At 46.3% G+C, this 19180-nt stretch carries 14 protein-coding genes; 6 read left to right on the forward strand and 8 right to left on the reverse strand.

What is annotated here, in order from left to right:
- Window positions 1-2 precede the first annotated feature (2 nt).
- From MHO32_RS15635 to iolG, 4 genes are all read left to right on the forward strand, one after another.
- Entirely contained in the window at window positions 3-830 is an 828-nt protein-coding gene (locus tag MHO32_RS15635; RefSeq protein WP_005437843.1) for a class II fructose-bisphosphate aldolase, read from the forward strand.
- Window positions 831-902: 72 nt separating this feature from the next.
- A complete protein-coding gene (locus tag MHO32_RS15640; protein WP_005447408.1) occupies window positions 903-1736 on the forward strand; it encodes a MurR/RpiR family transcriptional regulator in 834 nt (277 codons plus the stop codon).
- A gap of 185 nt (window positions 1737-1921) precedes the next feature.
- Window positions 1922-2749: a sugar phosphate isomerase/epimerase family protein gene (locus MHO32_RS15645; RefSeq protein WP_239212865.1), complete on the forward strand. Its 828-nt coding sequence runs from the start codon at window positions 1922-1924 to the stop codon at window positions 2747-2749.
- Window positions 2750-2770: 21 nt separating this feature from the next.
- Window positions 2771-3757, forward strand: a complete 987-nt coding sequence (gene iolG / locus MHO32_RS15650) for an inositol 2-dehydrogenase (protein ID WP_239212867.1) — start codon at window positions 2771-2773, stop codon at window positions 3755-3757.
- A 79-nt stretch (window positions 3758-3836) separates the two neighbouring features.
- On the opposite strand, the gene sstT is transcribed toward iolG, so the two are convergent.
- The 8 genes from sstT to malT form a co-directional block, all read right to left on the reverse strand.
- The gene (gene sstT, locus MHO32_RS15655; RefSeq protein ID WP_026000277.1) at window positions 3837-5054 is read right to left on the reverse strand and encodes a serine/threonine transporter SstT; all 1218 of its coding nucleotides are present in this window, start codon (window positions 5052-5054) and stop codon (window positions 3837-3839) included.
- Window positions 5055-5417: 363 nt separating this feature from the next.
- A complete protein-coding gene (rsgA, locus tag MHO32_RS15660; protein WP_009700613.1) occupies window positions 5418-6494 on the reverse strand; it encodes a ribosome small subunit-dependent GTPase A in 1077 nt (358 codons plus the stop codon).
- Between the two features lie 254 nt (window positions 6495-6748).
- Window positions 6749-7051 carry a glucose PTS transporter subunit EIIB gene (locus MHO32_RS15665; protein WP_009698030.1) on the reverse strand — a complete coding sequence of 101 codons (303 nt, stop codon included), beginning with the start codon at window positions 7049-7051 and terminating at the stop codon, window positions 6749-6751.
- A gap of 177 nt (window positions 7052-7228) precedes the next feature.
- A complete protein-coding gene (locus MHO32_RS15670) occupies window positions 7229-7696 on the reverse strand; it encodes a copper chaperone PCu(A)C (RefSeq protein ID WP_239212869.1) in 468 nt (155 codons plus the stop codon).
- Entirely contained in the window at window positions 7686-8297 is a 612-nt protein-coding gene (locus MHO32_RS15675; protein ID WP_005447419.1) for an SCO family protein, read from the reverse strand. The genes MHO32_RS15670 and MHO32_RS15675 overlap by 11 nt, the downstream gene beginning before the upstream one ends.
- Before the next feature lie 9 nt (window positions 8298-8306).
- Window positions 8307-8732 carry a hypothetical protein gene (locus tag MHO32_RS15680; RefSeq protein ID WP_029788351.1) on the reverse strand — a complete coding sequence of 142 codons (426 nt, stop codon included), beginning with the start codon at window positions 8730-8732 and terminating at the stop codon, window positions 8307-8309.
- Between the two features lie 184 nt (window positions 8733-8916).
- Complete coding sequence (locus MHO32_RS15685) at window positions 8917-9834, reverse strand: DUF368 domain-containing protein (RefSeq protein WP_005437870.1); 918 nt, start codon at window positions 9832-9834, stop codon at window positions 8917-8919.
- An 878-nt stretch (window positions 9835-10712) separates the two neighbouring features.
- Entirely contained in the window at window positions 10713-13421 is a 2709-nt protein-coding gene (malT, locus tag MHO32_RS15690; RefSeq protein WP_009698026.1) for an HTH-type transcriptional regulator MalT, read from the reverse strand.
- Window positions 13422-13988: 567 nt separating this feature from the next.
- Between malT and MHO32_RS15695 the strand changes: the two genes are divergently transcribed.
- Window positions 13989-16442 (forward strand): glycogen/starch/alpha-glucan phosphorylase, encoded by a 2454-nt coding sequence (locus tag MHO32_RS15695; protein ID WP_005447423.1) that lies wholly within the window; start codon window positions 13989-13991, stop codon window positions 16440-16442.
- Window positions 16443-16817: 375 nt separating this feature from the next.
- Window positions 16818-18998 (forward strand): 4-alpha-glucanotransferase, encoded by a 2181-nt coding sequence (gene malQ / locus MHO32_RS15700; RefSeq protein ID WP_239212871.1) that lies wholly within the window; start codon window positions 16818-16820, stop codon window positions 18996-18998.
- The last annotated feature ends 182 nt before the right edge of the window (window positions 18999-19180 follow it).

Below are 19180 nucleotides of genomic sequence, written 5' to 3' on the forward strand. Positions count from 1 at the left end.
TCATGTTGGTAAATTTGAATGACCTATTGCCGGAGGCTGCGGCGTCTAACTACGCTGTCCCTTGCTTTAATGTGTTCGGCTTTGAAGATGCACGTGCTGTTGTTGAAGCGGCAGAGCAAGTGAACAAACCTGTAATTCTGGCGTGTAATAAAGACGTTGTGGACTTTTATGGCGTCGAAACCGCTGCGGCGATGTTCCTAAATCTAGCGCATAAGAGCACGGTGCCTGTCGTGCTTCACCTTGACCACACTTACGAAGAAGACATCGTCTTTCGCGCGCTTAAAGCTGGGTTTAGTTCTGTGATGTTTGATGGTTCGCAACTGACGTTGGACGAGAACATTGCTCGCACTAAGAAAGTCGTTGAAGTGGCGCATGCGTTAGGAGCATCGGTAGAGGGGGAAATTGGTTCGGTGCCTTACGAAGAAGGTCGCGACCACATAAAATCTATCTACACAGAACCGGAAGATGCGGCGCGCTTTGCAGAAGAGAGTGGCGTAGATTGTGTCGCAATTTCCGTCGGTAATGTTCACCGCTTAACCGAGCCCACTTGTACTATCGATTTTGGTCGCCTAGACCGTATCGCAAATGCTGTGGCTGTGCCGTTGGTGATTCATGGTTCGAGTGGTATTCGCGATGAAGACATGCTCAAGCTGAAGCAAAGTCGTGTGTCCAAGTTCAATATTGGCACCTGTTTGCGTCAGGCTCTGGGTCATAATCTTCGCGATTACATGAATCAGGAACCGCAAAAGTTTGACCGTATTTACTTCATGCAAAAGGCGATGCCGTACGTGAAAGAAGAAGCGGTACGAAACTTTGAATTATTATCTTAAAATAGCGGCCCCTTTTGTTACTATAAGGGGCCTCTATCTCCAAGCGTTCATTGATAGGAGAGCAGTATAACTATGGATGTTGAAGTGAAAGCACCTGCAGATTTAGACACACTAAAAGAGTTAATCGCAAAGCGTTACGACAGTTTGAGCGGACGTTTGCAGCAAGTCGCGGATTTTGTAACCGACCAGCCGATGCTGGTGGCGGTAGAAACCATGGCGACCATTGCCAAGCAAGCCAACGTACCATTGTCGACCTTGAGTCGATTCTCTAATGCGATGGGCTTTGATGGCTTCACTTCTATGCAAGTACTGTTTCGCGATCAGTATTTGAATCGCCCGAGAGATTACAAAGAGCGCGTTCGTAAAGCTCGTGAGATGGAGGACGTCCCACATGACTCGCCTCAAGCCATCTTCCAAGATTTCGGACACGCAAACATTGAAGCACTAGAACAGCTTCAAATGTCGGTCTCTCCACAAAAACTGGAACGTGCAGTGGCTCTGATGGATGGAGCAGAAACCATCTACATCCAGGGGACTCGTCGCGCTTACCCAGTGGCCTTCTATCTTTGGTACGCCCTCATGAAATCCGACAAGAGTGTAGTGCTCTTGGATGATCACGGTGGCATGTTGTCTCCGTTAACTCGACGAATGAACGAAAAAGACGTTCTGTTTGCTATCACCTTCAATCCATACGCGGAAGAAACCAGCCAACTGATTGATGATGCTTGCAAAAAGAACGTACCGATTGTCTGCATTACTGATAACCAAATGACGCCTCATGGCAGCAAAATGGATGTCTGTTTTGAAGTGCAAGAAGGCGAATTGATGGGCTTCCGTTCGCTCAGCAGCTCCATGTATTTGGCGCAGGCGATTGCGGTGAGTCTGATTTGTCGAGAAGTGAAGTAACTTCATCGCTCAGTAATCTCAAATAGGGACGCGATCCTGCGAGCGAATAAGCAGTAAAGCGCGCAGATTTTTCCATACCTTTGTCCACTGATTAAGTGCAACTTAGCGGTTGCGCTGCGGGTTTGCTCGAGCTGAATTCGGCTTATGTCCTGCAATGTACAGGGCAGTGAGAAGAGGTAAATCTGATGCATTTTGCTCTACATGGCATGTGCTCTCTGCACAGCAATATCCTATCTGATGTCCGACTTGCCAAAGAAACTGGCTACCAAGGGCTCGAAATTCACACCGAAAAACTCTGGCGTTATATTCAAGCTGGCTTCTCCGCAGAGCAACTCAAACAACGTATGGATGAGTTTGGCATTGTCCCAACGGCGATCGACATCATTGGCGCAGTGGAAGTGACCGATAAAGCTAGCCAACGTCAATTGTTCCAAGATTCAGAAACGCTGTGCCGTTTTGCGCAGGCCGTGGGTGCACCTACCATCCAGCTCAATGCTTTTGAGGCATTAAATGGCTTAACTAAAGAGCAAAACATCGAACTCACGGCACAGAACATTCGCCAGATTGTCGACATTGGTAAGAGCTATGGCATCCGTTTCCAATATGAAGGCGCGGCTTGGACTCCAATCGCCAAATTGGAAGATTACTTCCGCCTGTACGACGCCGTCGGCCGCGACAACTTTGGTTTTGTTCTGGATACATGGCACTTATGGGCATGTCGCGGGGCAACGTTGGAACAAGTGGCAAATATCGATGCCGAGCTGATTTACAACGTGCACCTGTCTGATGGCAAGCGTCCTGCTCCGGGTGAGGCTTGGCCTGATGAGCGTGCTCTGCGTGGTTACTTACTAGGGCAAGGTGAAGTGCCATTGAAAGAGTGGGTTGATGCGATTCGACAAACGGGTTACGACGGATTCTACTCTGGTGAATTCCTCAATGACCAACTCTGGGAAGGTGACTATCATGATATCGCTGCAGACATGCTGACTGGCATGAAGCGTCAATTCGACTAAGTGACGCAAAAGGAGTTTCCTATGTTTAATATTGCTTTATTTGGAGCGGGTCGAATTGGTCAAGTGCATGCGATCAATATCGAACGTTCACCTGAAACCACGATTTATTCGCTTGTCGAACCTTATGAGGTCTATGCGGATCAGTTTTGTGCGCAGTATCCGCAGACAAAGCGCCAAACCGTAGAAGAGGCGATGGCGGATGAGAACGTTCATGCGGTGTGTATTTGCTCGTCAACCGATACTCATGCGGATTTGATTGAGCGAGCAACAAAAGCAGGCAAAGCAATTTTTTGTGAGAAACCTATCGACCTTGATTTGGGGCGAGTACGTGATTGCTTGGGCGTAGTAAACCAGCATCAGGTGCCTTTTTTGTTAGGCTTCAATCGCCGCTTTGACCCGCATTTCTTGAGCCTTAAGAAAGCGTTGGATGACGGTCAAATTGGCGAACCAGCAAGCGTAGTCATCACCTCTCGCGATCCTGCGCCACCGCCAGCACAATACAGCAAATCGTCCGGTGGTATGTTCCGTGATATGACGATTCACGACCTCGACATGGCGCGGTTTATCTTAGGAGAAGATCCAATCACGGTTACGGCACATGGCAGCTGCAAGGTAGATCCTGCCATTGGTGAAGCGGGAGATATCGATACCAGTGTGGTGACGCTTACATTCCCTTCTGGTGCGATGGCGACGATTCATAACAGTCGTCGCTCTGGCTACGGATACGATCAGCGTCTCGAAGTGCATGGCGAGAAAGGCATGCTGCAAGTGGCGAATCTGACCGAAAATCTAGTCAGTCACAGCACAGAAATAGGGCAAGTAGGCGCAACACCGAAGTACTTCTTCTTAGAGCGTTATGAGCGTGCTTACGTGGCAGAGTGGCAACACTTTGTTGAAGTACTTAAAGGCGAAGCACCATGCTGCTCGGGTATAGATGGTGAGATTGCTCTGACGTTAGCGGATGCCGCGTTAGAGTCGATGCAAACAGGGAAGACGGTTCGTTTGTAGGTCATCTCTGGCAGGAAACAAAAAGGGGAGCCGCATTGGCTCCCCTTTCTATTATTGAGATCTTAAAGATGCTTAAGTCTTACTGAGCTTTTTGCTGTTCTGATTTGCAAACAGCGGCAGTGAAGATAACGTCTGTTGAGCTGTTTAGGGCTGTTTCAGCAGAGTCTTGAATCACACCGATGATGAAACCAACGGCTACAACCTGCATTGCTACGTCGTTTGAGATACCAAACAGACCACACGCTAGTGGGATAAGTAGCAGAGAACCACCAGCAACACCTGATGCACCACACGCTGATACTGCAGCAACAATACTTAGTAGTACCGCTGTCATTAGGTCAACGTCGATACCCATAGTGTGTACCGCTGCTAGCGTTAGGGTTGTGATAGTGATTGCTGCACCCGCCATGTTGATGGTCGCACCTAGTGGAATAGATACTGAGTACGTATCTTCGTCTAGGTCTAGTTTCTTACATAGGTTCATGTTCACTGGAATGTTCGCAGCACTTGAACGCGTAAAGAATGCCGTTACGCCACTTTCACGTAGACATTGGAACACCAACGGGTATGGGTTTTCTTTCGTTTTGAAGTATACGATCGCAGGGTTAACCACTAGCGCGATGATAAACATTGAACCTAGTAGTACCGCTAGAAGGTGAGCGTAGCTTGCTAGTGCACCAAAACCTGTTGTTGCAAACGTTGAGGCAACCAGACCAAAGATACCAAATGGCGCAAGACGAATGATGAAACGAACAATGTGGGAAACACTGTGGCTTAGATCTTCGAATACCGCTTTTGTTGTTGCTGATGCGTGGTGAAGTGCAAGACCAAGACCCACACCCCAAGCAAGAATACCGATGTAGTTTGCTTCTACTAGCGCGTTTACTGGGTTATCAACCAGTTTGAACAACAAGGTTTGGATAACTTCTGCAATACCTTGTGGTGGTGTTGCACCTTCAGCGCCCGTTACTAGCGTTAAATTGGTCGGGAAAAGGAAACTTAGTACTACTGCGGTTAGTGCCGCAAAGAAGGTACCCGCTAGGTAAAGAATTACGATTGGACGCATGTAAGTGTGTTGGTTTTTCTTTTGGTTTGCGATAGACGCAGCCACCAAGATAAATACCAATACTGGAGCAATCGCTTTTAGTGCACCAACAAACAAGCTACCCAGCATACCAACGCTTTCTGCGTGGCTTGGCGAGATAGTCGCAAGCAGAATACCTAAGACGATACCGACGAGGATTTGGAGAACGAGGTTACCGCGAGCGAATCGGGCAACGAGACTGTTGTGTTGCATTTGCATACATCATTCCTGCAATTTTTGACTCAGCAACAGTGCAATATTCAGTCATTACACGGCGTAATGTTCCCTCGCATGAAGGGGCTGAATCTTGTGGTTGTGCTGCTAAGACATCCTGATTATCAATTATCCTGTTTTTATAAATCCAGCCATTTTCTTGCTGAATATCACATATCTTAACTTGGTAATATTTTGTGTCTAGTTTTAGTTTGTTCTTAGTTTAAATGTTTGCTCAATGTTATCGTTATTGGTCTTTTGTGTTGATTTGTATGGCGAAGTATGAATGATGGTTTTTCATAAAGTTATTAAAAAAGGAGGCGTTAGCCTCCTTTGTTCTATTGATTACGCAAATACAACAAACTAGTAACTCTGTTGGCGTTTGCGCTTTCCGTCAACAATACTGCGAACCATTTTGCCGAACTGTTTATTCTGCGCTCTTTGCTCTGCGAGACTCGCTCCGTTATGGGCTTGTTCACGCAATAACTTCTGATAGTTAGTAAAGCGTCGTAGCTCAAGAGAGCCATCTTCAATCGCAGCTTGAACCGCGCAACCTGGCTCGGTTTGATGTTGGCAATCATTGAATCGGCAGTTATCAGCTAAGGCTTCAACATCAGCGAAAGTTTCACTCACGCCTGCCTCGCAATCTGCTAATTGGATCTCTCGCATTCCTGGCGTGTCCATTAAGATCCCACCGGATGGTAATAGGTGGATTGAGCGTGAGGTTGTAGTGTGTCGACCTTTGCTGTCATCCTCACGAATACCACCAGTCGCTTGTTCTTGCTCGCCAAGCAGGGTGTTTACTAAGGTCGATTTTCCTACCCCTGAAGAGCCAATAAATGCGACGGTTTGACCTTCGCCGCACCAACTCATTAATTTGGCAACGTCTGATTCATCCAAACCATTAACACTTTCCACCATAAGCAACGGATCGAGCTTTTGTACCTGAGCTTTGAGCTCGTCAACATCGTCACATAAGTCTGCTTTCGTCAGCACAATCACGGGCTCTACATCAGCTTCATTGATGAGAGCCAAATAGCGCTCAATGCGACTGAGGTTAAAGTCGTGGTTGAGTGAACAAACGATGAAGACAGTATCCACGTTGGCGGCGATAAGTTGCTCGGCGACCTTACTACCTGCGGCTTTGCGACTAAATAAACTGCGGCGTTCAAGTAGGCGAGAAAACTGTTGCTGACCATCCAATACTACCCAATCACCAACGGTCATGCTGGGTAACGAGGGATGGATAGGTAAGTGAGTTTCACCTTGTTCGCTAACAACAACGTAACCACTACGATGGTGAGCAATCACTCGCGCAAAAAGCGTGTCTTGGTAATCGTCTAACGTCAATTGTTGTTGAAAAAAGGGTTTCCAACCTAATAGCTTTAATGGGTTAGGTTGGGTTAGTAGTGTTTCACAAAAAGAATGTGTTTTATTCATTGTTGAATTATCCCAGACGCAACAAAGCGCCTTAATACAAATCGCATTAGGGTCTAATTCGCATAGAGCTGACCCCGGTGAAAACCGGGCAAAGAAGGGAGGTGGTGTGGCTTAGCCACGAGAAAAAGTTGGACGTTACCCTTTCACTGCCCAGTTAGTGTTATTCATTACAATCATCATATTTCCTCTTAAGTTGGTGAGTTAACGGTCGGAGTATAGCGACTGTGCTCTGATTCTTACAACTCCTTTGCGTTTTATATGTGTTTTATTCGACGTTCTTCCATCTCTTGTGAATAGGTGTTGGCTTTTACGCCGTAGATGATTTGGATATGTCGTTCATCGATGATCACGACACCATGCGCCCCATGTTCCTTCAGTGCTTTTTGATTCACAATGGTGGTGTCTTTTAGTGTGAGTCGTAGCCTTGTCGCGCAAGCACCAGTTTCCACCAAATTACTCATGCCACCAATAGCGTCAATGATGGTATCGACATCCTGTTCTAGGTTTGGATTTACTTGCGTCAGCATTTTAAATACGCGAGAAAGGGCTTTTAACATGGCGAGAAACTCGTTTGCAGCAAAGCCTTGTTTATATCTCAGCAGCGGCTGTTTCGCTCTGATTTAGGACACAAAATCATGCATTGATAGTTTGGCGAATACTGCTTAGAGAAAAGAGAGAGGAATAAAAAAGCTCCTCACGTTGGAGGAGCTTTGAATCGATGAAGTGAAGAGACACTAATGATGATGTTCTTGCTTTTTCATTCCAGCCATGACTTTTTTAACTGGTGCGGTAAAGCTTTGCTTTTGGCCGTTGTCGTAAGTCACTGTCACTTCGATTTCGTCGCCTTCATTAAGCGGCTTTTTAAGGTCGAATAGCATGATATGCAGGCTGCCCGGTTTTAGCTCGGTGGTCTCTTTTGCAGCGAGTGTGATGTGGTCCACTTGACGCATCTTCATTACATCGCCTTCTTTAATCACATCGTGCAACTCGACTTTACCTGCTGCAGGGGTTTCTGCTACGACAATATTGATGTCTTCTTGGCTTCGGTTAGCAAAGGTAACAAAGACCGCGCTTGTCACAGCACCTGGCGCCATGGCTCGTGCATACGGTTCGTGTGGCATCACGTTTAGGTTTGCTTGTGCCAAAGGGCTTAGAAGTAGGGCGGAGAGGGCTAACGTTTTGATTGCATGCTTAGCTTTCATTGGTTTTTCCTTCTGCTGTCAGTTTAGTTATCGCTTCGACAATTGGCGCAGGCGTTAAGGTGTGTGGCACTTTAGTGATGAGTGTGCCGTCAGGCTTCAAGAAGTAAAAGTAAGAGCTATGGTCGAGCGTGTATTTCAGCTCTGAGCCTTCTAGCTCCGTTTTACGGAAAATGACACCATATTTGTGGGCAAGTGGGGTGGTCACGTCGAGTGGTGCGGACAGGCCTTCAATCATCGGGTGGAAGTAGTGGGCGTACTTGGCTGATGCATCTGCCTCATCACGTTCTGGATCAAGCGAGATGAACATTGGGCGCAACTGCGCTTTTTGCGCATCGTCGATTTGATTGAGTGCACCTGCTAGCATGGCTAATGAGGTTGGGCATACGTCTGGGCAACGCGTAAAGCCAAAGTAAACAATGCGAATGCGATCATCGCTGGTATCGAAGATATCGACAGGTTTATCGCCTTCGCCAAACAACACGCTTTGCTCGGTAGTGACTTGTTGTTTTTTCTCTACGTCTTTTTGTCCATCTAGGTACGTTTTGGTACCAAAGCCAAGGACAAACGCAACCACGAGAAAGAGAGACCAATTACGGCTCATATCAATTCCTTATCTTTGCATTTTGAGGGCCGGGTAGATGGTGTCTTTACCGTCGGAAAGTTCACCAACCCACGTCATTGAATCTTGTGTACAAACGGGCAATGTCACATCACCCACAAATTTACCTGGTGCCACTTTCTTTAGCATGAATTTTGGCTCGCCCATTTCCATTTCTCGACCAACCAAACTTAATACGAGCTGATCCGCTTCGCTGTCTTGCCATTCGACTTCGAGCTGAGCTGGGATAAGAGGTTGAGCAGTATCGACGCTAAGCGTCATCGCAACATTATGTTGGATACAAGGTTCAGTAGAGAGGAAACAGTATTCATCGAGCGACTTAGGCTCGGGCGCTGAAGAGAAGTTTTTTATTAGGGTAGGCGCGTAAAAGCCAGCGACCAGTGCCACGGCTATCCCTGCGATTTGTAACACTTTCATTAAGATTCAGTATTTATCACTTAACATCGCCTGCATCCTAGCACAGATGGGATGTACGAAAACTCGTAACTTCAACAAATTGTGCACTATCCCCATCTATTTGAAACCTATTGTTTGTAAAGCGTAAATAAAAAAAGCGGAGCCAATGGCTCCGCTTCTTAAATGATGGAATTGTGGTTCAGATTTACTTGTTTGAATCCGCAAACTTCTCTAAACCAAGTACTAACGCGATAGCGGCTAGCATCATGATCACGGCTAACACCAGTTGTGATGGTTGAGACGTGATGTGCTCAAACTCAAACGGTGATAGGTTTTGCTCTAGCAATGGCACTTGCTCACCCTTCGAGTTAGTACGCCATGTTAGCGTTTCCTTCCAAGGCCAAATCTTTGGTAGCGTACCGATCATTAAGCCAGTTAGGAACATTAAGGTTAAATCGCGGAATTTGCGCAGTAACCAAGACAACAAGTGAGAGAAGGACAGCAGACCAGCAACACAGCCAACAAGGAACAGCGCAAGGATATCAATTTGGAAACCTTTTACCGCGCCCAGTACAGGAGCATACATGCCGATCAACAGCAAAATAAAGCTGCCTGAGATACCCGGTAGAATCATCGCACAGATTGCGATAGCTCCAGCCAGAATGGTGTTGATCGCCGTTGGCTCCATATGAAGTGGTTTTAGCACCGTGATGCTGTAGGCGAAACCAATGCCGATCAATAACGCAACAAAACGGATAGCGTCACGCTTTTCTACTTGGCGAATGATGTGGTAGACAGACACCAAGATCAGACCAAAGAAGAATGACCAAATTGGAATTGGATGAGTTTCCAATAGCCAACTGATTAGTTTTGCCAGCGTCGCGATACTGGTGAAAATACCCGCAAACAAAGAGATAAGGAAGAAGCCGTTAATGTGATTAAACGCAGCTTTGAAGCCATCCTTTTTCCAAATCGAGAAAAGTGAAGGGTTAATACGTCGAATGCTTTCTAGCAGTGTGTCATAAATGCCAGTAATAAATGCAATGGTACCGCCTGATACGCCTGGGACAACATCGGCTGCACCCATCGCCATTCCTTTGAAGTAGGTGATTAGATAGTTCATTTCTCAAGTACTAAGTCATGTAGATGGTCCTGAGTATACAAACATTGATGTCAAAAAAGTATGAAATAGTGGTGAGGAAAATATTTAAATGATTGCTTATCTAGGATCTGTTGAACTTTCGTGGTTAAGTTTTGTTCTGATGGGCGCATGGCTAAAATCGTTGTAGGCAAGGAAAGGAGTGTATTGCTTAGTCATTCTAGGCAAACACTCGCTGTAAAAATCAGCTTGAAAGGTCAACAGAACCTAGCAACGTTAAGCTTTTTGGTTAGTTTAGGTGAATAAAAACAGAAAGATACGCGATAAAGAAATGGATTTGTTATCAGCTGTAAAGGGGCGCTTGATTGAATAAATGTCAGCGTAAAATCGATAAATTTGTTGAATGAAGTCGTTTGGTGACTTATTTATCACTTATGCCACAGAGTTGCGACTTGCAACTGCAATTTGCATTTTGACTTTGCATATTGCAAATGTTGTAACATCTTGGCAGTTTGATATGAGATCTTGTGCCCAAAAATAATGCTTTTCAAATTGGCATGATTAATGCATAATCCTTTTCGACCCTTCTTAAGCCGAGGGTCACCTAGCCAACTGACGTTGTTAGTGAATATACATTGTTCACATCATACATAAGCCAATCGCCTTAATTGCGGTTGGCTATTTTTTTTGTCTGTCGTATACCCAAGTGACTTTGAGATGCAGGATTCAGAGCGTTGTTATTGATGCGAGCACAATGAAAACAACGCCGTGGAATAGCCAGCCCTTTCCAAGTCGTATATATGTACAACGTTTCTTACAGGCTTTGCAATTTGCATGAATGCCCACAAAAAAGGGGCTGACGCAATACGCCAACCCCTGTTTAGCTACTCTCTTTCGAGTGATCAGTAACCCATCAATTGCAGCAAGTTCTCCGCCGTCACAATCGCTTCCTTACGGTTTGCAATGTTGAGCTTTTGGTACAAGTTACGAATGTGAGTCTTAATCGTTGTGCCTGCTACATCTAACTCTTGAGCGATTTGCTCATTGCTAAATCCTGAGTAGATCAAACCAAGCACTTGCCATTCACGTTGCGTGAGTGGACTGGTTCGAACCAGCTCCGGCACGTTCGGGTGGTTCACCAGTTTCTCAATAAAGTCTTCATCAAAGTGAATTGAGCGGCTGCGTTGGTTTGAAGAGATGTCTTTCATCAATTGTTGAGCACGGTGACGTTCTAAATCGCCCAGCTCATGACGAAGACTTAGCTTCTCTAGTAGACCACCAATCGTTGCACCGTCGATTAAGAAGTTGCCGACCATACCGGTTTGGTTTGTCATCACTAGTGCTTCTTTCAATAGTGCTTTTGCTTGCTCTTCGTCTTTCTGACGCGCGGCAAATACCGCTTCAACCACAAGGTTGCGATTGGTATCGGTCACCAAGTTAGTACGACGAGCTTCGCTTTGTAGGAAGTCCAAAGCTTGTCGCGCTTCGTCATATTGGCCAAGGTTGATGTGAGCACGAGCAATATTGCGCCACTGTAACTGCAAGAAGTGGTTACACGCTGATTCCGGGCGAACTGCGGTGTTCAACCATTCTTGAATTGCTTCTGTGTTGCCACGAGCTTGCCAAAACAAAATCAGAGAGAGCGATGCGTTTGCCGTCCAGTCTACGTGATAAGTGGATTGTTTCATCAAGTGTTGGATGTGTTCGATAAACTTACCCGCTTTGTCTAGTTCACCGCGACCAATCGCAATACGCGCCAACATTGAGTAGCTATGTAAGTGCTTACTTGGTGAGTGGTTTTCTAGAATTTGTAGCCCTTTGTATGAGCACTCTTCTGCTTCATCCAAGCGGTTCCAGCACCACAATACTTGCGCGCGAATTCGTAATAAAAACTCGTGAAGAGGAACATGCTGAAGCTGTTGATCTTCAATCAAGCGGAAGCCGGAATCTTGCAGCTCAAATGCAGCTTGGACGTAACCTTGCGCGATCATGATTTCACTTTGTTGCAAGATTGCCCATAACGCTTGGTGGTAAACCTGATACTGACGTGCCAGTTTTTCGGTTTGTTGCATCATTGGTAATGCGCGGTCAAGTTTACCCAGTACGTGGTTTACTTCACCAACGACTGACGTCGCCACGATACGGCTGCGGTACACCGTTGGGTCAAGTTGGCTCAGTGCTAACTCGGCTAACTCTAATGCACGCTCTGGTTGGTTGCTGTTGATTGCAACCTGAGCGAGTAGGGCATTAGCTTGACCTTGATAGCCAGAATCAAGTTCGATATTACGTTTCTTATGCTCTTCTTCGGCTTCTGCTAGAAGCTCACCAACCTGGTTGTAGCGGTGTTGGCTTTGCGCCAACCATGCGCGCAACATCGACAGTTTCGGGTGGCTGAAGAGTAAGTCTTTATCAAGCTGGTTGATCGCCGCTTCTAGCGTTGTTAACTCACCTTGGTTGAACATCTTCCAACCAAATTCATTCAAGATTTCTACGATTAGATCAGTGTCGTCAGATTTCTGTGCGTGGTGAATAGCTTGATGCGGTGCTTTCTGTTTTAGCCAGGCGACAGCTGCGTTGCGGTGTAGATCTTTCTCTTGTTGAGGAATACGCGCTTGACGTTCATGCGACAAAAATTCGCCAAACAGATTGTGGAATCGGAACCAGTTTTGTTCACCTTCCAGTGGATAGATAAACAAGCCGTATCGATTGAGTGACTCAATCATGCCGAGTGCATCTTCACGTTGTGTCAATGCAAAGACGAGTTCGTCGTTGAAATGGTCGAGTACCGACACTTGCATTAAGAAATGACGTGTCTCTTTGTCTAATAGATCAAAGACTTCTTCAACTAAGTAATCCCATAAGTGTGCATGATTAAACTGAGACACCGACTCTACGGTTTGTGCCAGAGTGCGGTTCTGATGCTGTGCTTGTAGGGCGATAAGTTGTAACGCTGATGGCCAACCTTCAACGTAAGTACGTAAGTTGTTCGCCATGTCTTCATCGATGCCATCGGCAATGCGTTGGTTGAAGAAGCGTGTGGTTTCTTCGGTATCGAATGCCAACATTTCATTGCCGATTTCGATCATCAAGTCACGGACGCGAAGGTTCGCAGTGCCTAATGGCGGTGCCGCACGGCTAGTAACCACTACAGTAAGGTTGTCTGGCATGTGCTTTAAGAAAAAACGCATGGACTCGTGAATTTCGTCGTTAGTGATCAGATGGTAGTCATCGAGTACGACGTAACACTCATGCTGAAAATCTGCCATTTCAGCGAAAACTTCGCTGAATAAAGAGCGTAAAGAAGAGAACTGACGCTTTTCAGCCAATTTTTGAGCGTTAGAGCAGTTGTAGTTGGTCGCTTTGTTTAAAGCTTGCAGTAGATAGTTAACGAAGCGGAAACCATCGTTATCACTGTCGTCGATACTGTACCAACCTACATTGGGTTTGTCTGACAGCCACTGTGCCGCCATGGTGGTTTTCCCGTAACCAGCCGGCGAGCGAAACAATACCAGTTTGTAGTAAGGCGCTTGTTGCAGTAAGTCCAACACTCGCGGACGGACGATTGCGTTGTGCAGGCGACCTGGGCGAGTAAGTTTAGATGGAATCCACATTATAAATTCTGTCCTTAATTTTTTGAGCTAGCGAAACTAGAAACTGACTCACACCACTAAATTCTAGTTTGTATAAAAAGTGTACAGGCTTGCGAGTCGTTTTGGATGTTACGACAACAGAATTGGTTGTTACTTTGATCCACTTCCTAATTCTCAAGAGTTGATGCAAATGCCACCAACTACGCCCTGTATTTGTGATTTTGGTCACTTAAACATCGATGGTATTGACCCCATGTAGAGAGAGTTGCACATCTATTAAGGAGAAATTATCAATGTTAAAAGACGTAATGTGATCGATAAGACAGTTTTTACATTGGAGTAGGAAGGGGGAATAAAAAACGTCATGAACAAATTTTAATCTTTCTCACAGATGGCTGTGATCCGAATCACTAAGAATAGGGTTATAGGCTGCCGTGTTGCGATTTGGATCACTAAGTTTGCAAGCTTACGCCCTCTACGCCCTACCCCCTCCTCCTTGTAGGGAGGACAAATGGGAGGATGTTTATTCACAGAGGGAAATGCACGATGTATGGCAGATGAATTACTAAAAGACGTGAGAATTTCTTAATGAAACCTACTCAACAGAAACAATTTGACAAGAAGTCGTTCCAAGAAAGCGTAAAGAAACATCTATCTGTGACTTACGCTCACACGGTTGAAAATGCAGATAGCCGCGCATGGTACCTAGCAATGGGTCGTGCATTGGCTGAGTTTACGACTTGTGATTTGCTTGCTACTGAAGCAGACGCTCGCATCCAAGAAGCGAAAAGCGTTAACTACCTTTCACTAGAATTCCTTATCGGTCGTTTGACTGGTAACAACCTAATCAGCATGGGTCTTTACGAAGAGATCACTGAAGCGATGGCTGAACTAGGTCACAACCTAACAGACCTTCTAGAAGAAGAGCGCGACCCATCACTGGGTAACGGTGGTCTAGGCCGTCTAGCTGCATGTTTCATGGATTCATGTGCGGCTCAAGAATTCCCAACAGTAGGTTACGGCCTACACTACGAATACGGTCTATTTAAGCAGTCGTTTAAAGATGGTCGTCAACAAGAAGCACCAGACGCATGGCGTGGTGTAGAAGGTTACCCTTGGGAAGTGGCTCGTCCAGAGTTAGCGCAAGAAATCGGCTTCTACGGTCACGTTGAAGTGGTAAACGAAAACGGTAAAGAAGTTCGTAAATGGGTTCCTGGCATGTCTGTAAAAGCAATGCCTTGGGATCTGCCTATCGTAGGTTACGAATCAGATACTGTTTACCCTCTACGTCTATGGGAATGTCAGGCAATTGCGCCATTCTCACTAGAAAGTTTTAACAACGGTGATTACTTCGAAGCTCAGCACGCACTGATCGACGCAGGCAACATCACTAAAGTGCTTTACCCGAACGATAACCACGAGAAAGGTAAAACACTGCGTCTAATGCAACAGTACTTCCACTCTGCAGCATCTGTACGCGACATCCTACGTCGCCACGAAGCAGCAGGCTACTCGCTAGCGGATCTACCGAAGCAAGAGACTATCCAGCTGAACGATACGCACCCAACGATTGCTATTCCTGAGCTAATGCGCATCCTAGTGGACGAGAAAGGTCTGACTTGGGAAGCGGCTTGGGAAATCAGTTCTCAGACTTTCGCGTACACTAACCATACGCTACTTCCTGAAGCACTAGAGACATGGCCAGAGTCGCTAATCCAGCGTCTACTTCCACGTCACATGGAAATCATTTTTGAAATCAACCACCGCTTCCTACAAGAAGTTCGTAAGATGTGGCCTGGTGACGGTGAGAAGCAAGCTAAGCTTTCTATCATCCAAGAAGGTTTCAACCGCATGGTTCGCATGGCAAACCTATGTGTAATCGGTTCTTACGCAGTTAACGGCGTAGCAGCACTTCACTCTGAGTTGGTTAAGAAAGACCTATTCCCAGAGTTCCACGAGATGTACCCAACTCGTCTACATAACGTAACAAACGGTATCACGCCACGTCGTTGGTTGAAGTTCTGTAACCCAGGTCTATCTAAGCTAATTACCGACAAGATCGGTCCTGAATGGCCAGCAAAACTTGAGCAACTAGAAGGTATCGCTAAGTACGCAACAGACGCGAAATTCCAAAAAGAGTTCATGGCTGTTAAGAAAGAAAACAAACAGCGTCTTGCTGATTGGGTTCTAGATAACATGGGTATCGAACTAGATACTAACGCTATCTTCGACGTTCAAATCAAGCGTCTACACGAGTACAAGCGTCAGCACCTAGATCTGCTACACATTCTGTCTCTATACCACCGCATCCTAAACGAACCTGGTTTTGAGTGTGAGCCTCGCGTATGTTTCTTCGCTGCGAAAGCCGCTCCAGGTTACCACCTAGCGAAAGAAATTATGTTCGCAGTGAACAAGGTTGCAGAGAAGATCAACAACGATCCACGTATCGGTAACAAACTGAAAGTGGTCTTCATCCCTGACTACCGTGTGAGCATGGCTGAAATCATCATCCCTGCGGCAGACGTTTCACAACAAATCTCTCTAGCAGGTAAAGAAGCATCTGGTACAGGTAACATGAAGATGGCTCTTAACGGTGCCCTAACTATCGGTACGATGGATGGTGCTAACGTTGAGATTCGCGAAGAAGTGGGCGACGAGAACATCTACATCTTCGGTCTTGATGTTGAAGGCGTGAAAGCGGTTAAAGCAGCTGGCTACAACCCTTACGACTACTACAATGCTGACCACTTACTAAAAGCGTCTCTAGACCTACTAACAGGTGATGAGTTTACGCCAGGTCAACCTGGTCTACTACGCGCTACATTCGATAGCCTACTCGATGGCGGTGACCCGTACCTATGTCTTGCTGACTTCGCATCTTATGTGAAAGCGCATGAAGAAATGGGCAAACAATACAAAGACCAAGCTGGCTGGGCTAAGAAAGCCATTCTTAACACTGCCCTAGTTGGCAAGTTCACATCAGACCGCTCAATTCGTGACTATGTGAACAACATCTGGAAACTAGAAGCGGTAAAACGTTAAAAGTGATACCCAAGTAACCCCAGGATGCTTTGTTCAGCGAGATTGACTTGGTTTTCAGGCAAGGCAACGATTTGAAGATATAGTGGTTCTATATCAAAAATTGTTAACGAAGCATGTAAGACAAGGCAACTCGCCCTCTGGGAGCGTGTCATTGACCCGATTTCGGTGTCAAACAACTAGGAAAGAGGCTGCTATTCCACGGCGTTGTTTTCCTTGAACTCGAATCGATGACAACGCTCTGAACTGTGCATCTTGAGGTCACTTGGGTATAAGACCAAGGTAGCCGAGCGCTACCTTTGGTCATTTTCAAGAATTAGTTATTGATAACAATAAAACCCTACATGGAAGGTGTTGGTATTACCTTCGGAGAAAGCGATGAAAGAACAAACAGCATTAAAGAAAGTCGCAGACATGGCGCGATTAGCTGATAGCTACGTCAGCGCGTGGGGAGACGAGGCAAAAGTTTCTGAGGAGACACTACGCCGCTTGCTCACTTCACTTGGCTACGATACTAGCAGCGATGAGAAGCTATTGGCTTCTGCTGAGAAAAAACATAAGAAAGACGTACTAGCCCCTGTTCTTGTTTTACGCGACGGCGACCCAGTCGAAGTGGAACTAAACCTAGGTACGAGTGCTCGTGAGAGTGAATTTAGCTGGCGTTTAGAAACAGAACAAGGAGAGGTACTTGAAGGCTATCTTCAGTCGCAAATTGTTCGTGATGAACGAGCTGAGGGTGGCCCTCTAGTGTTTGCATTGCCAAAGAATTTGGCATGGGGTTACCACAAACTGATCATCAGCCGTAAACGCCGTAAGACACCTTACGAAATGTCGCTGATCATCACACCGAAAGCGTGTTTCAAACAAGAAGATCTAAACCAACATAAAAAGCTATGGGGTCCAAGCATCCAGCTTTACACACTGCGTACTCAGCACAACTGGGGTATCGGTGACTTTGGTGACCTTAAGCAGTTGGTCAGTGATATCGCCTCTCGTGGCGGTGACTTCATTGGTTTGAACCCAATTCATTCATTGTTCCCAGCGAACCCTGAAGGTGCGAGCCCATACAGCCCGTCTTCTCGTCGTTGGCTGAACATCATGTACATCGACGTAAGCTCTGTGCCTGAATTTGCACTAAGTGCAGAAGCACAACAACGCGTTGGCAGCGCTGAGTTCCAACAGCGTCTGCAAAAAGCTCGTGAAGCACACTGGGTGAACTACACCGAGGTTTCTGAGCTTAAGATGAACATTCTTCCGCTGCTATTTAGCGAGTTCAAAGCACGTCATCTAGACAAGAACACTGATCGTGCGCGCGCGTTCCTAGAGTTTGTAGAACTTGGCGGTGAGAGCCTACTTCATCAAGCGGCATTTGATGCTCTGCATGGTGAATTACACGCTGAAGATTTAAGTGTTTGGGGCTGGCCGGTATTCCCTGAGAAATTCCGTACGTTTGATGCTGCGGCAACTCAGAAGTACATCAAAGACAACTCTGACCGTGTTCACCTGTACATGTACCTACAGTGGATTGCAGACGATCAAATCAAAGAAGCACAGGCTCTTGCAGAAGAAAAAGGCATGGCGGTTGGTCTATACCGTGACCTTGCTGTTGGTGTTGCAGATTCAGGCAGCGAGACTTGGGCTGATGATGGCAACCTAGTACTGGATGCAAGCATCGGTGCGCCACCAGATATCCTTGGTCCTCTGGGTCAAAACTGGGGTCTGCCTCCGCTAAACCCACAAGTGTTGGAAGCGACAGGCTACGACGCGTACATCAAGTTGCTACGTGCAAACATGAAGCATTGTGGCGCACTGCGTATTGACCACGTTCTTGGTCTGCTTCGCCTTTGGTGGATTCCAAAAGGTGAGAAGGCGACAGAAGGTGCATACCTGTACTACCCAGTTGAAGATATGCTAGCAATCCTAGCGCTAGAATCTCATCGTCATCAGTGTTCTGTAATCGGTGAAGATTTGGGTACCGTGCCTGATGAAATCGTTGATATCCTTCGTGACGCAGGTGTTCACTCATACAAAGTATTCTTCTTCGAAACATCAAAAGACGACGGCGGCTTCATTTCTCCGAAGCATTACGCTGAGCAGTCTATGGCGGCATTGTGTACGCACGATATGCCAACACTACGTGGCTTCTGGCACTGTGATGACTTGAAGATGGGTCGAGAGATCGGTCTGTACCCAGACGAGCAACAACTGGAAGGTCTGTTTGATGATCGTTTGAAGTGCAAACAAGGCATCCTAGACAGTGTTCGTTGGCATGGTTACCTACCAGAAGGTATCGGTCATGATGCGCAGTACGTACCAATGGATGGTTACCTAAGTGAAGCATTGCAACTGCATGTGGCTGCGGGTGACTCAGCACTACTGAGTGTTCAGCTTGAAGACTGGCTAGAAATGGACCAACCGGTAAACATTCCAGGAACTGTTGACGAGTATCCAAACTGGCGTCGTAAACTATCGATGAACCTTGACGAAATCTTCAGCCGTGAAGACGTTAACCGTATTTCTAAGCGCCTCACTGAAGTGCGTGCGAAAGCGAGCAAATAAGGTGGAATGGGTGATGTAGGAGTTCGCGAATTTAATTGCGCTGAGGTACGAAAGTACAGCCTAGGTCACTCATTAAATCGGCACAATCCGTTAGGATGAAGTACCGTTATTATGCCCGCAACAATAGCGGGCATTTTTGTTTTTTGACGCTATTTTATTCATCTCTTGGATAGAGTGCGGTT

Source organism: Vibrio sp. MMH1-50 (assembly GCF_022347645.1).
GTDB lineage: Bacteria > Pseudomonadota > Gammaproteobacteria > Enterobacterales > Vibrionaceae > Vibrio > Vibrio harveyi.

Excerpts from the sequence above, each read along its gene's own strand:
- MHO32_RS15635 (WP_005437843.1), top strand. The coding sequence starts at position 3 with ATGTTGGTAAATTTGAATGACCTATTGCCGGAGGCTGCGGCGTCTAAC.
- MHO32_RS15640 (WP_005447408.1), top strand. The coding sequence starts at position 903 with ATGGATGTTGAAGTGAAAGCACCTGCAGATTTAGACACACTAAAAGAG.
- MHO32_RS15645 (WP_239212865.1), top strand. The coding sequence starts at position 1,922 with ATGCATTTTGCTCTACATGGCATGTGCTCTCTGCACAGCAATATCCTA.
- iolG (WP_239212867.1), top strand. The coding sequence starts at position 2,771 with ATGTTTAATATTGCTTTATTTGGAGCGGGTCGAATTGGTCAAGTGCAT.
- sstT (WP_026000277.1), bottom strand. The coding sequence starts at position 5,054 with ATGCAACACAACAGTCTCGTTGCCCGATTCGCTCGCGGTAACCTCGTT.
- rsgA (WP_009700613.1), bottom strand. The coding sequence starts at position 6,494 with ATGAATAAAACACATTCTTTTTGTGAAACACTACTAACCCAACCTAAC.
- MHO32_RS15665 (WP_009698030.1), bottom strand. The coding sequence starts at position 7,051 with ATGTTAAAAGCCCTTTCTCGCGTATTTAAAATGCTGACGCAAGTAAAT.
- MHO32_RS15670 (WP_239212869.1), bottom strand. The coding sequence starts at position 7,696 with ATGAAAGCTAAGCATGCAATCAAAACGTTAGCCCTCTCCGCCCTACTT.
- MHO32_RS15675 (WP_005447419.1), bottom strand. The coding sequence starts at position 8,297 with ATGAGCCGTAATTGGTCTCTCTTTCTCGTGGTTGCGTTTGTCCTTGGC.
- MHO32_RS15680 (WP_029788351.1), bottom strand. The coding sequence starts at position 8,732 with ATGAAAGTGTTACAAATCGCAGGGATAGCCGTGGCACTGGTCGCTGGC.
- MHO32_RS15685 (WP_005437870.1), bottom strand. The coding sequence starts at position 9,834 with ATGAACTATCTAATCACCTACTTCAAAGGAATGGCGATGGGTGCAGCC.
- malT (WP_009698026.1), bottom strand. The coding sequence starts at position 13,421 with ATGTGGATTCCATCTAAACTTACTCGCCCAGGTCGCCTGCACAACGCA.
- MHO32_RS15695 (WP_005447423.1), top strand. The coding sequence starts at position 13,989 with ATGAAACCTACTCAACAGAAACAATTTGACAAGAAGTCGTTCCAAGAA.
- malQ (WP_239212871.1), top strand. The coding sequence starts at position 16,818 with ATGAAAGAACAAACAGCATTAAAGAAAGTCGCAGACATGGCGCGATTA.